Below are 20,118 nucleotides of genomic sequence, written 5' to 3'. Positions count from 1 at the left end.
NGACGAGGAGCAGGTCGAGGCCAGCGTCGCCCGGGCCTTCGACGAGTTCGGCCGCCTCGACATCGTCGTCAACAACGCCGGCATCGTGCGCGACAAGGCCGTGTGGAACATGAGCACGGCCGACTTCGACCTGGTCCTGCGGGTGCACCTACGCGGCACCTGGCTGGTCAGCCGGGCGGTCGCGAAGCGCTGGCGGGCCGCGGCCAAGGCCGCCGACAGCGGCAAGGTCTACGGCCGGATCATCAACACGACCTCCGGCGCGGGCCTGTCCGGCCACTTCGGCCAGACGAACTACAGCGCGGCGAAGGCCGGCATCGTCGGGCTGACCCTGACGCTGTCGCTGGAGCTGGCGAGCATCGGCGTGACCGTGAACGCGATCGGCCCGGGCGGCCTGACCCGGCTGTCGGGCACCATGCCCGGCCAGGCGAAGCCGCTGGAGCCCGACGAGCGGCCCGAGGACGAGTTCGACCCCAAGGACCCGTCGCTGTGCAGCCCGGTCGTCGCCTGGCTCGCCAGCGACGAGGCCGGCCACGTCAGCGGCCAGGTCATCAAGGCCATCGGCGAGCGCATCCAGCTCATGGGCGGCTGGCACGAGCAGGCCGTGGTGAACAACGGCGGCAAGCGCTGGGACGCCACCAAGCTCGGCCCCCTGTTCGCCACCGACATCTTCCGCACCCGCGCCCCCGGCCTGCGCCTCGGCGGCTGAGTGCGCCCAGCTCAGCCCGCGGCCAGCGTGCGCAGGGCGGCGGTGTCCACCTTGAGCATGCTGGTCAGCGGCAGCGCCTCGACGACCTCGAGGCGGTCCGGCGCCTTGTAGTCGGCCAGCCGTCCCCGCACCCAGGCCCGCAGCTCGGCAAGATCCGGCGGGCTCGCGGGGTCGGCCGGCTCGACGAAGGCGACCCCGATCTCGCCGATCACCGGGGCCGGCGCGCCGATGACCGCCGCGCGCCGCACTCGGGGATGCTCCGCCAGCACGTTCTCCACCTCCAGCGGGTACACGTTGTACCCGCCGCGGATGTAGAGGTCGCTGGCCCGCCCGCGCAGCCGCAGGTTGCCGTCGGCGTCGAGCGCCCCGAAGTCGCCGCTGATGAGCCAGCCGTCGCCGCGCAGCACCGCCGCGGTCTGGTCGGCGTCGTTCCAGTAGCCGCGCATCACCGTGTCGCCGCGGACCCAGACCCGGCCGACCTCGCCGGTCGCGACGTCGCGCCCGGCGTCGTCGCGCAGCGCGATCTCGATACCGGTCTGGGGCCGGCCCACCGTGCGAAACTGCACGTCCGGCGGGTCGTCCGGCTCGGTGCCGCAGATGCTCGGCGACTCGGTCATGGCGTAGCGGACGACGAGGGGCACCCCCAGCCGGGTGACGACCCGCTCCACCAGCTCGGGCGCGGCGGGCGCGGTCGCGGCGAGCCCCAGACGCAGCGTCGCGACCGCGCGCACGGTCCGCTCGGCGTCGGGCAGCTCCAGCAGCTTGGCCCACTGGGTGGGCACGGCGCCGGCGACGGTGATCCGCTCGTCACGCAGGATGTCCGCCATCCCCGCTGCCGACCAGGGCACCGGGCTGATCACCATGGTGGTGCCCCAGGCGAGCTGGTCGACGATCTTCGCCATGTACCCGGCGTGCGCGAAGGGCGTCGCGACGAGCCGGCGGTCGAACGGCCGGCTCATCACCCCCGCGGAGGCGACGGCGGCGGCGAGGTTGCGGTGGTCGAACCAGGCCCCCTTGGGCAGCCCGGTCGTCCCGGACGTCCAGATGATCACCACCGGGTCCGCCGGCGCCACGGCCGGGCGGTCGCGGCCGAGCCCGGGGTGGCGCCGCAGCGCCGCGAGCTCGGACCGCGCCAGCACGGGCAGCCCCGCCGGCACCGCCGGCAGGCCCGCGTCCCTGTCGACGATCACCAGCGCGGGCCGGCACCGGTCGAGGATCCCCGTCACCTCCCGGGAACCCAGGCGCGTGTTCAGCCCGGTGGTGACCGCTCCCAGCCGGGCCGCCGCCGCGTAGCAGATGGCGTAGTCGATCGACGAGGGCAGCATCAGCGCGACGACGTCCCCCGGGCCGATCCCCCGCGCGGCGAGCGCCCCGGCCAGTGCGTCGGCGGCCGCCGCCCATGCGGCGAAGCTGATCCGCCCGTCGGGCCCGACGTAGGCCTCCCGCTCACCGAACCGCTCGGCGGCGGCGTCCAGCGCCACCCCGACCGTCGCGTACGAGTCGGGTGCGCCCAGCGGCGGGGAGCCGCCCACGCCGGGCTAGTCCCGCCCGAGGATGACGGTCCCCGACGAGCAGAGCCAGCCGCCGGTGCCGCTGACGCAGGCCAGCCGGGCGTCCGGCACCTGCCGGCCCTCGGCCTCGCCGCGTAGCTGGCGCACCGCCTCGACGATGAGGAACAGGCCGCGCTGCCCGGGATGGCACGCCGACAGGCCACCACCGTCGGTGTTGGTCGGCAGTGCCCCGCCAAGGCGCAGCCGCCCGTCCGCGACGAACGGGCCGCCCTCGCCCTTCTTGCAGAAGCCGAGGTCCTCCAGGGTGACCATCAGCATGTACGTGAACGCGTCGTAGAGCTCACAGACGTCGATGTCCTCCGGGCTCACCCCGGCCCGGGAGAACGCCAGCGGCCCGGAGACGGCCGCGGGACCGGTGGTCACGTCCTCCCACTGGCTGGTCGACACGTGCGTCACGCACTCGCCCGTGCCGAGGACCCACACCGGCGGACGCGGCAGGTCGGCGATGCGGTCCTCGGCGACGAGCACCGCCGCGGCGCCGCCGTCCGAGCGGATACAGCAGTGCAGCTTGGTGAACGGGTCAGCGATCATCGACCCGGACAGCACATCGTCGATCGTGATCGGGTCGCGGTAGTACGCCTCCGGGTTCGGGCCGGCGTTGTAGCGGGCGGAGACCGCGATCTCGGCGAGCTGCTCGATCGTCGTGCCGAACTCGTGCATGTGCCGACGGGCGGCCATGGCGTACTTGGAGATCAGGGTGTGGCCGTAGGGGGCCTCCCACGACTGCGGGCCGCGGCTGCCCCAGTTCAGGCTCGCCGTGCGCAACCGCTTACGCAGGTCGGAACGGGCCGTCGAGCCATAGGTGAGCAGCACCACGTCCGCATGCCCGGCGGAGATCGCATCGGCGGCGTGGGCGGCCATGACCTCCCACGACGCCCCGCCGACGGTGGTGGAGTCGATCCAGCGGGGGCGCAGGCCCAGATACTCGGCGACGTCGATCGGCGCCAGCGTCCCGAGCGAGGTCGACGCGAGCCCGTCGACGTCACCCGGCCCGAGCCCGGCGTCCGCGAGCGCGCGGCGGCTGGCCTGGGCGATCAGCGCGTACGGGGTGGAGCCGTCGGTGCGGCCCACGTCCGACAAGGCGACCCCGGCGATGGCGACCCGTCGGCTCATCGCCCGGCCCCCGCGGGCAGACAGGGGCGCAGGAGGGTCGGGCGGGACGGCGGTCGAGTCATGTGTCCTCCGATCGGGTGCCGGCAGGGGCCGGCTACTGCGCCGCCGGCTGGGCGACCAGGCGCGCGAGATGGTCGGCGGGCTCGCCGAGCAGGTGCTCCAGGACGTGCGCCCGCTTCAGGAACAGGTGCGAGTCGTGCTCGAAGGTGTAGCCCATGCCGCCGTGCACCTGGATGGTGGCGGAGGCGTTCTCGACGGCGTAGCGGCCGGCGACGCTCTTGGCGGCCAGCGCCTGGAACTCGGCGTCGGCCCGCCCGTCCTGGACGCAGATCGCCGCGAACAGCACCTGCGACAGCGCGGCCTCGGCCCGCACCGCCATGTCCGCGCAGGCGTGCTTGATCGCCTGGTTGACCCCGATGGGCCGGCCGAACTGCACCCGTACCTTGGCGTGCTCGGTGGACAGGTCGCGGGTCGCCTCGGCGATCCCGACGCTCATCGCCGCCGTCAGCACGAGCGCACGCAGGCGGATCGGCTCCTCCTGCGTGCTCACCCAGGCGATGATCGGCACCGCCTCCGCGCGCGCCTCGGCCAGCCGGATGCCCGGGTCGATCGCCGGCTCGGAGTGCACATCGGTCAGCGCTGCGGTCTCGACCAGCGCGGCACCCGCGGGGTCGAGCAGCAGGACGTAGCGGGAGTCGGCCGCGTCGAGGAGCTGGAACCGCCCGTCCAGGGTCGAGGGGGTGGTGGCGGCCTCGAACCCGTCCGGGCCGCGGCGCAGGGCCAGGCCCACCGCCGCCTTCCCGGACAGGATCGCCGACGCCGTCTCGTGCTGGCCGGCCAGCGCCGCGACGCGGGCGCCCAGCACGGTCGGCAGGAACGGCCCCGGCACCAGTCGGCGGCCCATCTCCCGGAACAGCAGCGTCTCCTCGGCCAGCTCACACCCGGCGCCACCGAGCTCCTCGGCGATGCCCAGGCCGAACAGGCCCAGCTCCGCGCTCTCCGACCAGACCCGCCGGTCCACGACCACGGGCTCGTCGCGCCGCTCCCGGATGACCGAGATCGGCAGCTCGTTGCCGAAGAAGTCGGCGGCGAGGGAGGCTATCTCCATCTGGCCCGGCGTGGGTAGCAGGTCCACGGTGCGCTCCTCAGGGTGTTTCGATGGCTGCTGGGGGATCGGTGAGCTTCAGCGCGGCAGACCGAGCACCCGATCACCGATGATGTTGCGCTGGACCTCGGACGTCCCCCCGCCGATGGACACCGAGTACGAGTACAGGTAGTTGCCGGACCAGCCGCCCGGCTCCCAGCGCGAGACGAACCGCAGGGCGTCCGCGCCGAGCAGGTCGAACGCCAGCCGGTACACCTTCTTGGCGATGTCGGAGTAGAACAGCTTGACCATCGACCCCTCGGGCCCGGGCTGGTCGCGGTGCATGTTGCGGGAGATGCCGGCGTAGGTCATGGCGCGCAGCGACGCGACCTCGGCGCGCGCGGTCGCGAGGCGTCGCGCGATCTCGTCGTCGGCGATCGCCGGGCGCCGCCCGTCGGGGCCGGTGCGCTCCTTCGCCAGGTCGATGAGCTTCTCCACGGTGCTGGCGAGGCGGACCTGGTTGGCGGTGAAGGCGGTGCCGCGCTCGAACGACAGTGTGGACATCGCCACACTCCAGCCGTTGTTCAGCCCGCCGACAACGTTTTCCAACGGGATGCGGACGTCGTCGTAGAAGACCTCGCAGAACTCTGCGCCGCCCTCGATCGTCTCGATCCCGCGCACCTCGATGCCTGGGGTGTGCATGTCACAGATCACCCAGGAGATGCCGTGGTGACGCGACCCTTCGGGGTCGGTGCGGACCAGCAACTCCTGCCAGTCCGCGAGGGTGGCGAAGCTGGTCCAGATCTTCTGCCCGGACACGACGAGCTCGTCGCCCTCGATGCGGGCCCTCGTGCGCAGCGCGGCGAGGTCGGAACCGGCGTCCGGCTCGGAGAACCCCTGGCACCAGATCACCTCCCCGCGCAGGATGCGGGGTAGGTGATAGGCCTTCTGCTCCTCGGTCGCGCGCGTCATCAGGGTCGGCCCGGCGTGGCTGAGGCCGACGAAGCAGGCATCNATGCCCGGCAGCCCGGCGCGCCCATACTCCTCGAACCAGATCAGCTGCTGCAGCAGGGAAAGCCCACGGCCGCCGTACTCCTGCGGCCAGGAGATACCCGCCCAGCCGCCCTCCCACTGGGTGCGCTGCCAGGCGAGATCATACTCACGCATCGCCGGGCCCATCTCGGGGCGGATCTCCCGGGGGGCGTTCTCCTCGAGCCAGGTTCGCACCTGCTCACGGAACTCGACCTGCTCCTTCGAGAAGTCAAGGTCCATTCGTCGGCCTCCGTCCCACCGCCTGGCATCTCGTGACGCCCTTGTCAGATACTAGCTTTACCAGGAGGCCCGGGCGCCCGCTCGCGAACAGGGCTCGACACGGGGCGCGGGCGCCGCCCCCGAGCCGGAGGACCGATGATCGACCGATGACCACACCGACCAACCCGCCGACGAGCAGCCCCGCCACCAGCGGGGACGCCATCCGCCCGCAGTCCGGCAGCGAAACACCCGCCCGCAACGGCGCGACGGGCGCGGCGACGCCCCCGCTCGTTGCGCGGCGCGGCTGGGAGGGGCGCTACTTCGAGGACTTCGCGGTGGGCGACGTCTACGACCATCCCCTCGGTCGGACGATCACCGCGACCGACAACACCTGGTTCACACTGCTCACCCAGAACACCGCCCGCCTGCACTTCGACCAGCACTATGCCGCGCAGACGGGATTCGGCCGCACGCTGGTGAACTCGACCCTCACTCTCGCCCTCGTCACCGGCCAGAGCGTCATCGACGTCTCGCAGAACGTGATGGCCAACCTGGGCTGGGACGAAGTGCGCCTTCCCCACCCGGTCTTCGAGGGCGACACGGTCTACTCCCGCTCGATCGTGCTCGGACTGCGGCCGAGCAAGTCCCGGCCCGACGTCGGAGTGGTGGAGGTTCGCACCCACGGCTACAACCAGGACGGCGACGAGGTGATCAGTTTCCGCCGGACGCTGCTGGCCTACCGCCGCGGTCATGGCCCGAAGCCGCCGGCGCTGCCGCCCCTGCCCGATTCCCCGGCCGCGCGCTGACCCGCCTGCCCCCATCCCGCCCCGACCACCCCGCGAGACCATCCAGGCCCGGCCGACGCGCCGCGGCCAGCGGATGGCGAGGAGACCGCAGTGTCGAGTGTGACCACCCGTCTGAGCCCTGAGGAAGAGCAGATCGTCCGCCTGGTCGCGACCTTCGTCGACGAGAAGGTCCGTCCTGTCGCGCAGGAGCTCGACCACACCAACACCTACCCCGAGGACCTCATCGAGCAGATGAAGGAGATGGGGGTCTACGGTCTCGCGATCCCGGAGCCCTACGGCGAGTTCGGCGTGTCGACGTCCTGCTATGCCCGGGTGACCGAGGAGCTGTCGCGCGGCTGGATGAGCCTTGCCGGCGCGTTCGGCGGCCATTCCGTCGTCTCCAAGCTGATCCTGCGCTTCGGCACCCAGGAGCAGCGGGAGAAGTACCTGCCCCGGATGGCCACCGGAGAGCTGCGCGCCACCATGGCGCTCACCGAGCCCGGTGGCGGCTCGGACCTGCAGGCCCTGCGCACCGTCGCCCGGCCCGACGGCGACGGTTGGGTGGTCGACGGCACCAAGACGTGGATCAGCAACGCCCGACGGTCGGGGCTGATCGCACTGCTGTGCAAGACCGACCCCGCGGCGAAGCCGGCGCATCGCGGCATCAGCATCCTGCTCGTCGAGCACGGTCCGGGCTTCACCGTCTCTCGGGACCTGCCCAAGCTGGGCTACAAGGGCATCGAGAGCTGCGAGCTGCACTTCGACGGGTACCGGGCGCCCGCCGACGCCGTCCTCGGCGGCGTGACCGGCAAGGGCTTCAACCAGATGATGGCCGGGCTGGAGGTCGGCCGGATCCAGGTCGCCTCGCGCGCCCTCGGGGTCGCGCGCGCTGCCTTCGACGACGCGCTTCGCTACGCCCAGGAGCGCGAGACCTTCGGCAAGCCGATCTGGGAGCACCAGTCGATCGGCAACTACCTGGCGGACATGGGGACGAAGATCCTCGCCGCCCGCCAGCTCATCCTGCACGCGGCCGAGGTGTTCGACTCCGGCGCCCGCGCCGACATGGAGGCCGGCATGGCGAAGCTGTTCGCCTCCGAGATGGCGGCGACGGTGACGCTCGACGCCATCCGCATCCATGGCGGCTACGGCTATTCGACCGAGTTCGACGTCGAGCGCTACTTCCGTGACGCCCCTCTCATGATCGTCGGCGAGGGAACCAACGAAATCCAGCGCAACGTGATCGCCCGCCAGCTCGTCCAGCGTCCCAACCCGCTGCGCTGACGGCCGAAGCGCGGCGGACGGCTCACACCGTCGGCGGGCGGGCGGGATCTCTCGGCGCCACGATCCCGCACGCCCGCGACGGCCGGCAGTGCCCCGGCTGCCGCCAAGCCCCCGGGAACGGTATGGGCTGCGCATGTCGAGCTTCATCCGGCGGCGATGCCGTAGAGCAGGTCGTGCGGGTGACGTGCGTAGGGGTTTCGGCGCGGGCTGCGGCTGGCATCGATCCAGGCCGGGGGCAGGAATTCGGGGCGTCGGTCGGGGCCGAGCCGAACGGTCCAACCCTGGTGGTGGATGACCCGGTGGTGATGGCCACAGAGCAGCACGCAGTTGTCCAACGAGGTGTGACCCCCGTCGATCCAGTGTCGAATGTGGTGCGCCTCGGTCCACCCCGCCGGGCGATCGCAGTGTGGGAAAGCGCAGCCGTTGTCGCGGGCGACCAGCGCTCGGCGGATGTCGGCGGTGACGGTGCGCTGGGATCGACCGACGTCGAGGGGGACACCGGCGGGGTCGAGGATGATGCGGCTGACCGAGGCGTCGCAGGCCAGGCGGCGTAGGACCGCGCGGGGCAGGGGCTGCCCCCAAACGGTCGTCGCCGGCACACCAGAGCGGCCGAGGAGTGTCAACCAGGGGACCGTCACGGCCAGGTGCGGGCGGACGCCGCCGCCGACGGGCAGCACGGCGGCGTCGAGGGTACGGGTAAGCAGGTCGACAAGGGCGTCGGCGCGCCGCCGGGCGGGGCTACGCGGGTCGAGCGCACCGTCGACGGCCGGGCGTGGCGCCGCGAGGGGGTCCAGCGCGGTGCGGAGCAGGGCTGCCGCCTCGGGATCGAGCTCGCCGCTGATCCGAGTCATCCCGTCCGGCAACTCGGAGATCCACAGCTTCCGTCGCCCCGCAGGGTCCTCCCCTCCCGCGACCTCAGCACCCCCTCCCGCGGCCTCGGCATCGTCGGGGCCACCGGGCTGACCGTCACCCCCGCCGTCACTGCCAGCTCCACCGTCACCAGGCTCACCGCGAGCAGAGTCACCACCCTCGCTGCCACTGTCGGGAGCCGGATCTGGCGGATCGCCACCGGGGCTGGCATTCGCCCAGGCCAGGGTCTCGCGGAGGTGGCGGGCCAGGCGAGCCAGGGCAGTCGGGTCGAACTCGTCGGCCTGGCGCAGGAGAAACGCCTCAGCCCGCCGCCGCACGTCTACGGTGGCCGTGGCCGGCAGCGAGCGCATACCCGCCACAATCACCTGCGCCTGCTCCACACTGATCTCCCCCGCCGCCAGCCGCTTCCCCGTCGCCGCCAAGGGACCGTCCACGGCCACCGCGACATCGACCAGACGGTTGGCATCCGCCGCGCGGACCCGCAGGCGTTCGCGCAGCAACGCCACGGTGCCGCTCGCACCCACGCGTCGCGCCAACCCACGGCCGTGCACCTCGGCGACAATCTGAAGGCGAAATGCTGCCAGCCTCGTCAACACGGCGGAACAATCCTGCAGAAATTCCAGCAGACCCGCGTCGGACAGCGACCACACCGGACCGTCGACCATTGCATCTATCTGCGTGGACGTCACGGCCAATGCATCGACCAGCACATGAAACCGGCTCGGAGACTCGGGATTCGAGACCATGCGAGAAGCCTAGGCGACCAACACCCTGATGTCGAACGTATGTTCGTATCTGTAATCATCTTGAGAAATGTTCGCGACGAGGACCGACACGGTGACACAACCTAGAATCACGCTTCGGCACGCTCGCGCGAGCCTGCCGACCTGGCCGCCGCGCGACACCGCCGGCCCCGAGGAACCCCTGCGGCAGTCCGGCTTGCCAGGAACGGGAAACGGTGACGGCCCCGCCTTGAGCCGTGCTGGCAAGGGCCTGCGAGCTGGCGCGATCCGCCGACTGGTGCGATCCTCAGCGACGGTGCGGACCGATCGTCGCGACCGCGGCGCCCGGACACGGACGCCCCGGCGGCCACCGGGAACGCGTGCAGCGATGGACCAGAAGCGTCGCCCGCCGCCGTCGCCGCTTGATTTCTCCCGTACTTCTGCTAGAGGCGACGGAGTCGACGCCGCCGGACTTGACGAAGCGGGCGCGAGCGTGCTCCGATATCTCAGGAACGCCACCACGACGCGCACTCTTCAGTGAGCGACATGCCGCGCCAGCAATTGCCTCTCGCTTCCCAGTAACGTGGTGGGATCTCGACGACGAAAAGAACGCGCCCGGCCGCAGGAGAAGGGGCGGCGCCATCCCAAAGGTGGTGAGAAAGAATTGGCCAGCGACCAGACGAGCACAGCGGCGAGTATTCGTGCCAAGGCCGAGTTCGACCCAGACGGCCCTGGTCACGCCCAGGCACACCACGGCCCCGCCCGGGCCGGGCCTCCGCGCGGGGCTGCAGAAGGCACCAGCGACGCATCAGGCCAGCGAGATCGGCACGGTCAAGTCGAGGACGGCGCCGACGGACCGTCGAGTTCTCCGTCGGACTACACCAGCGGGCAGCGTAGCGGGCCAGCCGGCGCTGGCGCAGCCGCCGCGCAGCACGCCGGGGGACGGCTGAGTGCGTCAGGACGGCGTTGACAGGTCACCGCCCGGCGAACGCGACCACGGTCGCGGCTCGCCGAGCGACTCAGGACCGCACCGGCGGGTCAGACGGCACCGGCGGCGCGCAGGCGGGCCGTGTCGGCGGGGTCGTAGCCGAGCTCGGCGAGCAGCGCGTCGGTGTGTTCGCCGACGGCGGGCACGGCGCCCATCACCGGGTCCACCCCGCCGATGCGGACGGGCGGGCGCACCGCGCGCAGCGGGCCGACCGGCGAGTCCACCTCCCGCCAGCGGTCGCCCACGTCGAGCTGGGGGTGGGCGAGCAGGTCGCCGATGGTGTTGATCCGGCCGTTGGCGATGCCCGCCTCGTCCAGCCGGGCGAGAGTCTGCTCGGTGGTGACCTCGGCGAGGGCCGCCTCGACGTCGGCGGTCAGCGCGGCGCGGTGGCGGACACGGCCCGCATTCGTCGCGTAGCGGGGGTCGGCCAGCAACTCGGGCCGACGCAGCACCTCCTCGCAGAACCGCCGCCACTCCCGCTCGTTCTGCACGCCGAGCTGCACGCTGCCGCCGTCGCCGGTCCGGAAGCCGCCGTAGGGGGCGATCGAGGCGTGGCTGGTGCCGGTGCGGGCCGGGGGGACGCCGGTGTACATGGCGTAGTACATCGGCTGGGCCATCCACTCGGTGAGCGAGTCGAACAGCGACACCTCGAGGGCGGCGCCCTCCCCCGTGCGCTCCCGCATGAACAGCGCGGTGAGGACCGCGGTGTAGGCGTACATGCCGGCGGAGATGTCGGCCACGGAGATGCCGACCTTGGCCGGCGCGTCTGGCGCGCCGGTGACCGACAACAGTCCGGTCTCGCACTGGATCAGCAGGTCGTAGGCCTTCTTGTCGCGCAGCGGGCCGGCCGAGCCGTAGCCGGAGACGTCGCAGACGATCATCCGCGGATCCCGGGCCCGCAGTGTCGCCGCGTCGAGGCCCAGGCGGGCCGCGGCGCCGGGGGCGAGGTTCTGCACGAAGACGTCGGCCCCGGCCAGCAGGCCGGCCAGCACCTCGCGGGCCTCGGGATGCTTGAGGTCGAGGGTCAGCGACTCCTTCGCCCGATTCAACCAGACGAAGTAGCTGGCCAGACCCTTGACGGTCTCGTCATAGCCGCGAGCGAAGTCCCCCGCGCCCGGCCGCTCGATCTTGATCACTCGCGCCCCGAGATCGGCAAGCTGGCGGGTGGCGAACGGGGCCGCCACCGCCTGCTCGATGGAGACGACGGTGATTCCCGCCAGGGGTTTGCCAGCCGCCAGGCCACCCGCCGGCGATGCGGCCCGCCTCGGTGCCGGGACGGCTGCAGCATCGGGCAGCGCGGTGACATCAGGCAGCGCGGTGGGGTCGGGGGTCTCGGTCACTGCGAGCGCCCCTCAGCCGAGGACGAACGGGTCGCGGGTGGCACCCGTCGTCTCGATCCAGACGGCCTTCTCCTGCAGGTACTCGTGCAGCCCCTCGGTGCCGTTCTCGCGGCCGAACCCACTGCTCTTGATCCCGCCGAAGGGCATCGCGTAGTTCAGCGTCCGGTAGGCGTTGACCCACACGGTGCCAACCCGCAGCGCCTTGGTCATCCNGAAGGCCCGGCGGATGTCGGCGGTCCAGATGCCGGCGGCGAGGCCGTAGCGCGAGTCGTTGGCGATGGCGATCGCCTCCTCCTCGGACGAAAATCGCAGCACGCTCAGCACCGGGCCGAAGATCTCCTCCTGGCAGACCATGGCGTCGTTGGTGACGTTCGCGACGATGGTCGGCTCGAAGAACAGCCCGCCGAGTCCGCCGTCGCCGCCACCGCCGACGATGTCGGCGCCCTGCTCCTTGGCCTGCGCGACAAACCGGCGGATCTTCTCGTGCTGGCCGGGGAAGCAGATCGGGCCCATCTCGGTCTCGGGGTCCTTCGGATCACCGAGACGGATGCGGGCGGCCCGCTCGGCCACTCGGGCGACGACCTCCTCGTAGACGTCGGCGTGCACGAGCGCCCGCGAACCCGCGATGCAGGTCTGACCGGCGGCGGCGAAGATGCCGGCGATCAGACCGTTGGAGGCGGCAGCCAGGTCCGCGTCAGGGAAGACGATGTTCGCCGACTTGCCGCCGAGCTCGAGGGTGACCGGGGCGAGGTGCTTCGCCGCCGCGGCGGCGACCGCCGCACCGGTGATCTCCGAGCCGGTGAACGAGACCCGGTCGACGCCCGGATGGCCGACGAGCCACTCCCCCACCTCGCGGGAGGCGCCGCTGACGGTGTTGAACACGCCGGGCGGGAACCCAGCCTCCTCGAACAGGTCGGCGAACTTCAGGATCGACACCGGGGCCTGCTCGGACGGCTTCGCCACGATCGTGCAGCCCGCCGCCAACGCTGGAGCGATCTTGAAGGTGAGCAGCAGCAGCGGGGAGTTCCACGGCAGCACCGCGCCGACGACACCGATCGGCTCGCGGGTGACGAAGCCAAAGTAGTCCGGGCGGCCGGTGTCGACGACCCGGCCGTCGATCTTGTCGGCCAGGCCTGCGTAGTACTCGTACCAGGCGGACAGGCTGCGAACCTGCCCGCCCATCTCGCGCAGCAGCTTGCCGTTGTCTCGGGTCTCGGCGAGACCGAGCTCGTCGGCGTGCTCTTCGATGACGGCCGCGAGGCGGCGCATCAGCCGGCCCCGCTCCCGGCCCGACAGCTTGCTCCACTCCCCGCCGTCGAAGGCCGCCCGTGCGGCGGCGACCGCGTCGTCGACGTCCGCGCGACTCGCCTCGGCGACCGTCGCCCACGGCTCGCCGGTGTAGGGGTCGATCGAGTCGAAGGTCGTCGTGCCCGCGCGCCGCTCGGCGCCGATGCGCATCGTTACCGTGGTGGTCACAGCGTCGCGCTCCCTGAGTTCGGGGTTGGGCCTGAGGCAGGGACTGAGCCTGAGGTGGGGGTTGAGCCTGACGGGGAGGGTGGTGCCGAGCCGGCGGGCGACGTGGGGCCCGAGCGCAGGGTGGGGTCGCTCTTCTCCGCGACGTCGCGGTAGCGCGCGGCCAGCTCCTCGCTGCCGCGCGCCAGCAGGGTCACGTCCGCCCCCACCAGGATGAACCTGACGCCGAGGGAGAGATAGCGCCGCGCCAGCGGCTCGGCGAACGCGTTCACCCCGGCCGCCTTGCCCGCCGCGTTGACCACCGCGACCGCCGATGTGATCGCCTCGACGACGTCGGGGTGGTCGGGGCGGCCCAGATGCCCGAGGGAGGCGGCGAGGTCCGCGGGGCCGAAGAAGACCCCGTCGACACCGTCGACGGCGGCGATCGCCGCGCACTCGGCGAGCCCGGCCGCGGACTCGATCTGGACCATCACGCAGATCTCGTCGTTGGCGTGGTGCAGGTAGCCCTCGACCCGGGTCCACCGGGACACCCGGGCGAACGCGCTGCCGACGCCGCGGATGCCGGCGGGTGGGTAGCGAGTGGCCGCGACGATCGCCGCGGCCTGCTCGGCGGACTCCACCATCGGCAGCAGCAGGTTCTCGGCGCCGATGTCGAGGAGCTGCTTGATGATCACAGGGTCGTCGGTCGGGGGGCGCACGACCGGGGCGACCGGGTACGGCGCGACCGCCTGGAGCTGGGCGAGGAAGCTGCGCACGTCGTTCGGGGCGTGCTCACCGTCGATGAGCAGCCAGTCCAGGCCGCCCCCGGCGCAGATCTCGGCGTTGTAGGGATTGCCGGTGGCCACCCACATGCCGATCGCCGGCCGGGGGTCGCGCAGCCGGCGCCGGAAGGCCCCGCTGGTCACGCCCGCGGTCCCCGCCGCGCCGGCCGTCATCGCAGTGCTCCACACATCAGCAGAACCTCTCCTCGCCCCGCCCGCTCAGGCGAAGCGGCAGGTGATCGCGCCCAGCGGGCCGTAGTCGGCGTGGAAGGTGTCGCCCGAGCGGGCGAACACCGGCCGGGTGAACGAGCCTGCCAGAATCACCTGGCCCGGGTCGAGACCCACCTTGTACGGGGCGAGCTTGTTCGCCAGCCACGCGACGCCGTTCGCCGGATGGTTCAGCACCGCCGCGGCAACCCCGGACTCCTCGATCGTCTCGTTGCGGTACAGCAGCGCCGACACCCAGCGTAGGTCCACCTCGTCGGGACGCACAGCGCGTCCGCCGAGCACGATCCCCGCGTCGGCGGCATTGTCGGAGATGGTGTCGACGATGGTGCGCAGGTGCCCGGTCGCCGGGTCGCTCATCTGCACCCGGGCATCGAGGATCTCCAGCGCCGGGGTGACGTAACGGGTGGCGTCGAGCACGTCGTAGATCGTGACCCCCGGACCGGACAGCGGCTCGGCGAGCACGAAGGCGAGCTCGACCTCGACCCGCGGGCGGATGAACCGGCCCGCGGGCACGACCCCGGAGTCGTCGAAGAACATGTCGTCGTAGATCGCGCCGTAGTCCGGCTCGGTGATCGAGACGGCCTGCTGCATCGCCCGCGACGTCAGGCCGATCTTGCGCCCGCGCAGCTCGCGGCCGGCGGCCAGCTTGCGTTCGGTCCAGGCGCGCTGGACGGCGTAGGCGTCCTCGATCGTCATGTCCGGGTACTGCAGGGACAACTGCGGGATCGGGGTCAGCGTGCGCTCGGCCTCGTCGAGGCGCGCGGCGGCGTCCTCGACGAGTTCGGGATCGAGCGTCATGCGTTCTCGGACTCGTTCTGCCCGCCCAGCAGGAACGCCAGCGCCGCCGGGTTGAACAGCTCCGGGTCCTCGAAGTGCGGCCAGTGCTTGACCTCGGGCATCTCCAGGACCTGCGAGTCCGGGATCAGCCGGGCGACCTGGCGGGCGGTGTTCTGGTACTCGCCGAAGTCCTTGCCGGAGGCGACGACGAGCGTCGGGGCGGCGATGCGCGACCACTGGTCCGGCGGGATGAGGTTGCGCTCGCGGGCGTCGGGGTCCTGCAGGATCAGCACGTGGTCGATGACCTTGCGCGTCTCCGGCAGCCGGTAGATCGCCTGGCGCAGGGCGATGACGTCGGGCAGCCGGTTGGCCTCGTCGGCGATCAGGTGGTTGAACATCGCCTTGGTGGACTCCCAGGTGGGGTTGTCCACCGCGGCGGTGCGCTCGGCCCGGATGCGGGCCATGTTCGACGCGGTCGCGATGAGACCCGCGGGCGACATCAGGATCAGCTTGCGGACCCGGTCCGGCTCGTCGATGGCGAGCCGGGCGGCGACCCACGCGCCCAGCGACATGCCGATGATGTACGTGGTCTGCACGCCGAGCGCGTCGAGCAGGCCGAGCAGGTGGCGCTCGTAGACGGCGATCTCGTAGTCGTAGTCCGGCTTGCTGGAGAAGCCGTTGCCGACCATGTCCACCGCGATGCAGCGGAAGTGCTTGCTCAGCGGGCCGATGGTCGGCGCGAAGGTCTCCCAGTGCCCCCCGGTGCCGTGCAGCATGAGCACGGCCGGGGCGTCGGGGGAACCGGCCTCGACGTAGNGGGTGGACACCCCGTCGATGTCGATCCAGTCCTGGCGGAACGGCACGTCCCGCAGGTAGGTCCAGATGCTGCGGTACGGGACCTCGTCGGTCATGCGCTGCTCACGATCCTCGTTGGTCGGGTCGGGATGACTCGTCGGGCGCTGAGCGATCAGTCGTTCTCGGCGGCGCGCAGGCGCTGCGCCACCGACGCGCTCCACGTCTCCACCGGCGACCAGGTCGCCGTCTCCTCGATGAGAGCCTGGGTCTTCTCCCGGATCACCTCGTCGGTGTCGGCCAGGTCCAGCGCCACCCGCCAGGGCTGGCTGACGTACCACGGCGTCGGGGTATAGAGCTCCAACCGGTTCCCTTCCGGGTCCAGGAAGTAGATGCTCCAACTGTTGCCGTGGTTACGACCCTCCATGCCGGTCGCGCCGAGTTCCAGGGCCTTGTCGTGGAACCAGCGCAGCGAGGTGAGGTCGTCGTCGGTGAGGCGGAAGGAGACCTGGCTGAGCAGCGCGATCTCACCCTCGGGGACCTTACGGCCGGAGACGAGCACGAGCTGGTGGTGCTCGTCGGCGCGGCGGCTGAGGAAGGTCAGCCGGCGGCCCAGGAAGTCGCCCTGGTCGATGACGAGCAGGCCGAGTAGCTCCGAGTAGAAGTTGACCATGCGGTCGACGTCGTTGACGTACAGACCGACGTGGGTGAGCTGAGCGGGCGGGGGAGCAGCCATGATCCATCCCTCGGGGTCGACGGGAACGCTTGTCCTCGGCGGGCNGGCAGGATCCCGCAGCGGGGCCACGACCCGGTCCGGCGGACNCCCAGGCCGCGGGCGGCGGGATCGAGCGTGAGTCCAGCACCGTTTCTGACAGTGAGTATACCCTAGGGCCATGAACCGTCCCGCCTCCACCAGATCCCCCGGAGCGCGTCCGTCCGTCACCGGTGCCGCCACCGGCGGGCGGCCGGACCGAGAGGGGCACCGGTGAGCCGGCCGCGCCACGACGGCCTGGAGTCCGCCGAGCTGGCCAACGAGTTCGCCGCCGTGCGGGTTTCGGTGGACCGCCGCGGAAACTCCCCCCGCCTGCTGGTCGAGGACGTCGAGACCGGCGCGTCGATCCTGCTGTCTCCGATCGAGCTGGCGAGCCTGTGCCTGGCCGCGCCCGAAGATCGCCTGGACTGGCTCCGGGTGGGCGCCTACCGGGAGGAGCGCAGTCCCGTGCGGCACTCCGCGCTGGCGGGCCCGGGAGCCCAGAGCTGATGGCCCCGCCCCTCGAGCCCGCGGTTGTCGGCCTCGGTCTGACATCCATGTCGCTTTCGGCCGGCGGCGTGCCCGTCGATCTCGCCATCGAGGCCGTCGCGAGTGCGCTCGCCGACGCGGGGCTCACCGCCCGTGACGTCGACGGCCTGCTCGTCAACTCCAGCCAGGGGGTCCGCCCCGACCGGCTGGGGGTCGCGCTGGCCCGCCAGGGCGGCCTGGGCGACCTGCGCCTGCTCGAGCACGTGGAGATCAAGGGCGCCACCGCGGTCGCGATGATCCAGCGGGCGGTGCTCGCCATCCGGGCGGGCCTGGCCAGCACCGTCGTCTGCGTCTTCGCCGACGCGCCGCTGCGCGCGGGCGGCACGTCGGGGTCGACCTACGCCCACAGCGGCGGCAATGACGGGGCCCGCGGGCTGGAGCGGGCCAGCGGCGTGCTCGGCTCGGTCCCCACCTACGCCCTGCTCGCCTCGCGCTACTTCGCGGTGTCCGGCGGCGACCCCGAGGACCTGTGCGCCGTGGCCGTGTCGACCCGCGCCTGGGCGCTGGGCAACCCGGACGCGGTGGTGCGCAAGCCGCTGGACGCCGAGGGCTACTTCGCCAGCCGGATGATCTCCACCCCGCTGCGCGTGCTCGACTGCGCCCGGCCGGTCAACGGCGCGGTCGCCCTCGTCGTCAGCGGCGCGGCCACGCCCGGCCCGGCCCCGCGCATCCACGTACGCGGGATGGGCCAGGCCCACCCGATGCGCCGGCGACGTGCCCCGGGCGAGTCATGGTTCGGCGGCGGCCGGGCCGCCGTCGACGGCGCGCTGGCGATGGCCGGGCTCACCCGCGCCGACCTTGACGTCATCGAGCTCTACGACCCGTTCAGCGTGGTGACCCTGCTGCTGCTGGAGGAGTACGGCCTGGTCGAGCCCGGGCAGGCGGGCAAGGTGGTCCGTTCCGGCGCCACCGCCCCCGGCGGCGACCTGCCGGTCAACACCGGCGGCGGCCAGCTCTCCGGGTTCTACCTGCAGGGGATGACGCCGCTGGCCGAGGCCGTGGTCCAGTTGCGCGGCGCCGGCGGGGCACGCCAGGTGCCCGGGGCGAGCACCGCCCTCGTCGGCGGCATCGGCGGCCGGGTCGACCACCACGCCTGCCTGATCCTCGACCTGGAGCCGTCCCGATGAACCCGAGCACCGACGCCGCCCTCCCCGCCGCGCTCGCCGCGCCGGACGCGCCGGATGCGCCGGACGCCGGGGACTGGCTGGTCGACGCGGCGCTGGCGCCGCTGGCCGGCGGGTCGCTCGCCCCGCTCTACGCCGGCGCCGCCGCGGGCGAGCTGACGCTGCCGTTCTGCGCGGCCTGCGGGCTGGCCCTCGAACTGGAGCAGCGGGCCTGCGACGGCTGTGGTGCCACCGACATCCGCTGGCGCCCGGTCGAGCGCGCCGGCACCGTGCATGCGGTGACCCTCGTGCACCGGCGGGAGCCGGGCCTGGTCCGGGTCACCGAGCCCTACCCCGTCCTGGATGTCGAGCTCACCAGCGGGCATCGACTGATCATGACCACGCTGACCGCCACCGGGTCCGCGCCCGCGATCGGCCGGCCCGTCACCGTCGGCTTTCGGATCGTCGGCGGGGTGGCGGTGCCTGCCGCAGCCCTCAGTACCTCCGAACCCTCCGAACTCCCCGACCCCTCCGACCCCTCCGAACCCTCCGACGCCGCCACCCCCGACTCGCCCAGGGCAACCGGCACCGCCCCCGCACCAGTTCCATCCGAGACGGAGGTCTCACAATGACCGAGTTGGACACGTCGGCGCCTGTCGGTGTCGGCAAGGTGGACGTCGCCGCGCTCGTCGAACCGGACCGCGTTCACGGCTCCGTGTACACCTCCCAGGAGGTGTACGACCAGGAGATGGACCGAATCTTCCGCAACGGCTGGGTGTTCGTCGCCCACGACAGCGAGGTCCCCGAGCCGGGCGACTACGTCACCCGCCGCATCGCCGGCGAGCCGTGGATCGTCGTGCGGGGCAAGGACGGCGAGGTCCGGGTCCTGGCCAACCGCTGCACGCACCGCGGCAACCGGCTGTGCAACGCCGACGCCGGCAACAGCTCGTCGTTCCGCTGCCCGTACCACGGCTGGACGTTCAGCAACGACGGCCACCTCACCGGCGTGCCGATGCGCGACGGCTACGGGTCGAGTTTCCATGAGGTGCGCGACGCCATGGGGCTCGCGCCGGCCGCGGCCGTCGACAGCTACGGCGGCTTCGTCTTCGCCTCGCTGAACCCGCCGGCGATCACCCTGCGCGAGCATCTGGGCAACTCGACGGTCGCCCTCGACCGGCTGCTGGCGCTGTCCCCCACCGGCGAGCTGAACCTGCGCGCCGGCTGGATGAAGCACGACATGCGCTGCAACTGGAAGATGGTCATGGAGAACAACGTGGACGGCTACCACGCGCTGTTCACCCACGCCTCCGTGTACGACGCGGTGAAGCCGGCGAAGGTCTCCCACGTCCCGTCCAAGGTCGAGGTGTACGTCCGCGACCTCGGCAACGGCCACTCCGAGATCGACTACGCCAAGGAGTACAGCCGCCTCGACGAGGAGTTCATCTGGTTCGGCCGGATCCGCCGGGAGAAGCTGCCGAACTACGTGGCCGCCATGGAGGAGGCGCGCGGAGCCGAGGACACCCACCGGGCGTTCGTCGTCGGCCCCCCGCACACGCTGATCTTCCCGAACCTGTTCCTCGCCGAGATGAACATCATGACGGTGGAGCCGCTGGGACCGGGCCGGGCGATCGCCTACACCACGCCCGCCCTCATCCCGGGCGCGGACGAGGTCAACGAGAAGACCCTGCGCCGCAGCGAGGGTGCCATGGGGCCGGCCGGGTTCCTCATCGCCGACGACGGCGAGATCGGCGCCCGCAACCAGCTCGGCCTCGCGGCGGGCTCGCCCGAGTGGGTCGTGCTGCGCCGCGGCGAGGAGTCCGACATCACCGACGAGACCGGCATCGTCAACCACGACAAGTCGGCCGAGACGCCGCAGCGCGGCTGGTGGAAGCACTGGTCGCAGGTGCTCACCGGGACCACCACCGCCCCCGACGCCTGACCGGGGACGTCCACCGCCCCAGGCAGCCGTCCGC

At 72.1% G+C, this 20,118-nt stretch carries 17 protein-coding genes and 4 pseudogenes; 7 read left to right on the top strand and 14 right to left on the bottom strand.

Features of this window, described 5'->3' with window-relative positions; all coding sequences use genetic code 11:
• Nucleotide 1: 1 nt before the first annotated feature.
• Nucleotides 2–706, top strand: a 705-nt coding sequence (locus UK82_RS11090; protein ID WP_236705786.1) for an SDR family oxidoreductase, incomplete at its 5' end; no start/stop codon positions are given.
• An 11-nt stretch (nt 707–717) separates the two neighbouring features.
• Here the strand turns inward: UK82_RS11090 and UK82_RS11085 are convergent.
• From UK82_RS11085 to UK82_RS37275, 5 genes and pseudogenes are all read right to left on the bottom strand, one after another.
• Nucleotides 718–2,238, bottom strand: a complete 1,521-nt coding sequence (locus tag UK82_RS11085) for a class I adenylate-forming enzyme family protein (RefSeq protein ID WP_173667268.1) — start codon at nt 2,236–2,238, stop codon at nt 718–720.
• Between the two features lie 6 nt (nt 2,239–2,244).
• A complete protein-coding gene (locus tag UK82_RS11080; protein ID WP_044886422.1) occupies nt 2,245–3,390 on the bottom strand; it encodes an acetyl-CoA acetyltransferase in 1,146 nt (381 codons plus the stop codon).
• Between the two features lie 94 nt (nt 3,391–3,484).
• Nucleotides 3,485–4,525: an acyl-CoA dehydrogenase family protein gene (locus UK82_RS11075; RefSeq protein ID WP_044886423.1), complete on the bottom strand. Its 1,041-nt coding sequence runs from the start codon at nt 4,523–4,525 to the stop codon at nt 3,485–3,487.
• A 48-nt stretch (nt 4,526–4,573) separates the two neighbouring features.
• Nucleotides 4,574–5,488: pseudogene (locus UK82_RS11070) on the bottom strand (acyl-CoA dehydrogenase family protein); the annotation flags it as partial.
• Nucleotide 5,489: 1 nt separating this feature from the next.
• On the bottom strand, nt 5,490–5,746 hold a 257-nt coding region (locus UK82_RS37275; protein WP_236705785.1), incomplete at its 3' end, for an acyl-CoA dehydrogenase family protein.
• Nucleotides 5,747–5,892: 146 nt separating this feature from the next.
• Between UK82_RS37275 and UK82_RS11065 the strand changes: the two genes are divergently transcribed.
• Nucleotides 5,893–6,531, top strand: a complete 639-nt coding sequence (locus UK82_RS11065) for a MaoC family dehydratase (protein WP_082122038.1) — start codon at nt 5,893–5,895, stop codon at nt 6,529–6,531.
• A 90-nt stretch (nt 6,532–6,621) separates the two neighbouring features.
• On the top strand, nt 6,622–7,791 hold the full coding sequence (locus UK82_RS11060; RefSeq protein WP_055407047.1) for an acyl-CoA dehydrogenase family protein: 1,170 nt from the start codon (nt 6,622–6,624) through the stop codon (nt 7,789–7,791).
• A 143-nt stretch (nt 7,792–7,934) separates the two neighbouring features.
• On the opposite strand, the gene UK82_RS11055 is transcribed toward UK82_RS11060, so the two are convergent.
• From UK82_RS11055 to UK82_RS11025, 9 genes and pseudogenes are all read right to left on the bottom strand, one after another.
• Complete coding sequence (locus UK82_RS11055; RefSeq protein ID WP_055407046.1) at nt 7,935–9,407, bottom strand: HNH endonuclease signature motif containing protein; 1,473 nt, start codon at nt 9,405–9,407, stop codon at nt 7,935–7,937.
• Nucleotides 9,408–10,421: 1,014 nt separating this feature from the next.
• On the bottom strand, nt 10,422–11,711 hold the full coding sequence (locus UK82_RS11050) for a CaiB/BaiF CoA-transferase family protein (RefSeq protein WP_063897464.1): 1,290 nt from the start codon (nt 11,709–11,711) through the stop codon (nt 10,422–10,424).
• A 12-nt stretch (nt 11,712–11,723) separates the two neighbouring features.
• Nucleotides 11,724–11,923: pseudogene (locus UK82_RS37270) on the bottom strand (aldehyde dehydrogenase family protein); the annotation flags it as partial.
• 1 nt (nt 11,924) lies between these two features.
• On the bottom strand, nt 11,925–13,187 hold a 1,263-nt coding region (locus UK82_RS11045), incomplete at its 3' end, for an aldehyde dehydrogenase family protein (RefSeq protein ID WP_236705784.1).
• The gene (locus UK82_RS11040; RefSeq protein ID WP_052681216.1) at nt 13,184–14,119 is read right to left on the bottom strand and encodes an aldolase/citrate lyase family protein; all 936 of its coding nucleotides are present in this window, start codon (nt 14,117–14,119) and stop codon (nt 13,184–13,186) included. The genes UK82_RS11045 and UK82_RS11040, both read right to left, overlap by 4 nt.
• Before the next feature lie 45 nt (nt 14,120–14,164).
• Nucleotides 14,165–14,971 carry a 2-oxo-hept-4-ene-1,7-dioate hydratase gene (gene hpaH, locus UK82_RS11035; protein WP_044886429.1) on the bottom strand — a complete coding sequence of 269 codons (807 nt, stop codon included), beginning with the start codon at nt 14,969–14,971 and terminating at the stop codon, nt 14,165–14,167.
• Nucleotides 14,968–15,766, bottom strand: a pseudogene (locus UK82_RS11030) (alpha/beta fold hydrolase); the annotation flags it as partial. The pseudogene UK82_RS11030 and the gene hpaH, both read right to left, overlap by 4 nt.
• Nucleotide 15,767: 1 nt before the next feature.
• Nucleotides 15,768–15,861: pseudogene (locus tag UK82_RS42555) on the bottom strand (alpha/beta hydrolase); the annotation flags it as partial.
• Between the two features lie 56 nt (nt 15,862–15,917).
• Nucleotides 15,918–16,478 carry a VOC family protein gene (locus tag UK82_RS11025; protein ID WP_044886431.1) on the bottom strand — a complete coding sequence of 187 codons (561 nt, stop codon included), beginning with the start codon at nt 16,476–16,478 and terminating at the stop codon, nt 15,918–15,920.
• A 249-nt stretch (nt 16,479–16,727) separates the two neighbouring features.
• On the opposite strand from UK82_RS11025, the gene UK82_RS11020 reads away from it, so the two are divergent.
• The 4 genes from UK82_RS11020 to UK82_RS11005 are packed head-to-tail and all read left to right on the top strand — an operon-like array spanning nt 16,728 to nt 20,084.
• Nucleotides 16,728–17,003 carry a hypothetical protein gene (locus UK82_RS11020; protein WP_044886432.1) on the top strand — a complete coding sequence of 92 codons (276 nt, stop codon included), beginning with the start codon at nt 16,728–16,730 and terminating at the stop codon, nt 17,001–17,003.
• A complete protein-coding gene (locus UK82_RS11015; protein ID WP_044886433.1) occupies nt 17,003–18,169 on the top strand; it encodes a thiolase family protein in 1,167 nt (388 codons plus the stop codon). Before UK82_RS11020 ends, UK82_RS11015 begins: the two co-directional genes overlap by 1 nt.
• Nucleotides 18,166–18,777 (top strand): Zn-ribbon domain-containing OB-fold protein, encoded by a 612-nt coding sequence (locus UK82_RS11010; protein ID WP_052681217.1) that lies wholly within the window; start codon nt 18,166–18,168, stop codon nt 18,775–18,777. The genes UK82_RS11015 and UK82_RS11010 overlap by 4 nt, the downstream gene beginning before the upstream one ends.
• The gene (locus UK82_RS11005; protein ID WP_044886434.1) at nt 18,774–20,084 is read left to right on the top strand and encodes a Rieske 2Fe-2S domain-containing protein; all 1,311 of its coding nucleotides are present in this window, start codon (nt 18,774–18,776) and stop codon (nt 20,082–20,084) included. Before UK82_RS11010 ends, UK82_RS11005 begins: the two co-directional genes overlap by 4 nt.
• Nucleotides 20,085–20,118: the final 34 nt, after the last annotated feature.

The organism is Frankia sp. ACN1ag (assembly GCF_001414035.1).
GTDB lineage: Bacteria > Actinomycetota > Actinomycetes > Frankiales > Frankiaceae > Frankia > Frankia torreyi.
This window is presented reverse-complemented; position numbering and strand designations above follow the sequence as displayed.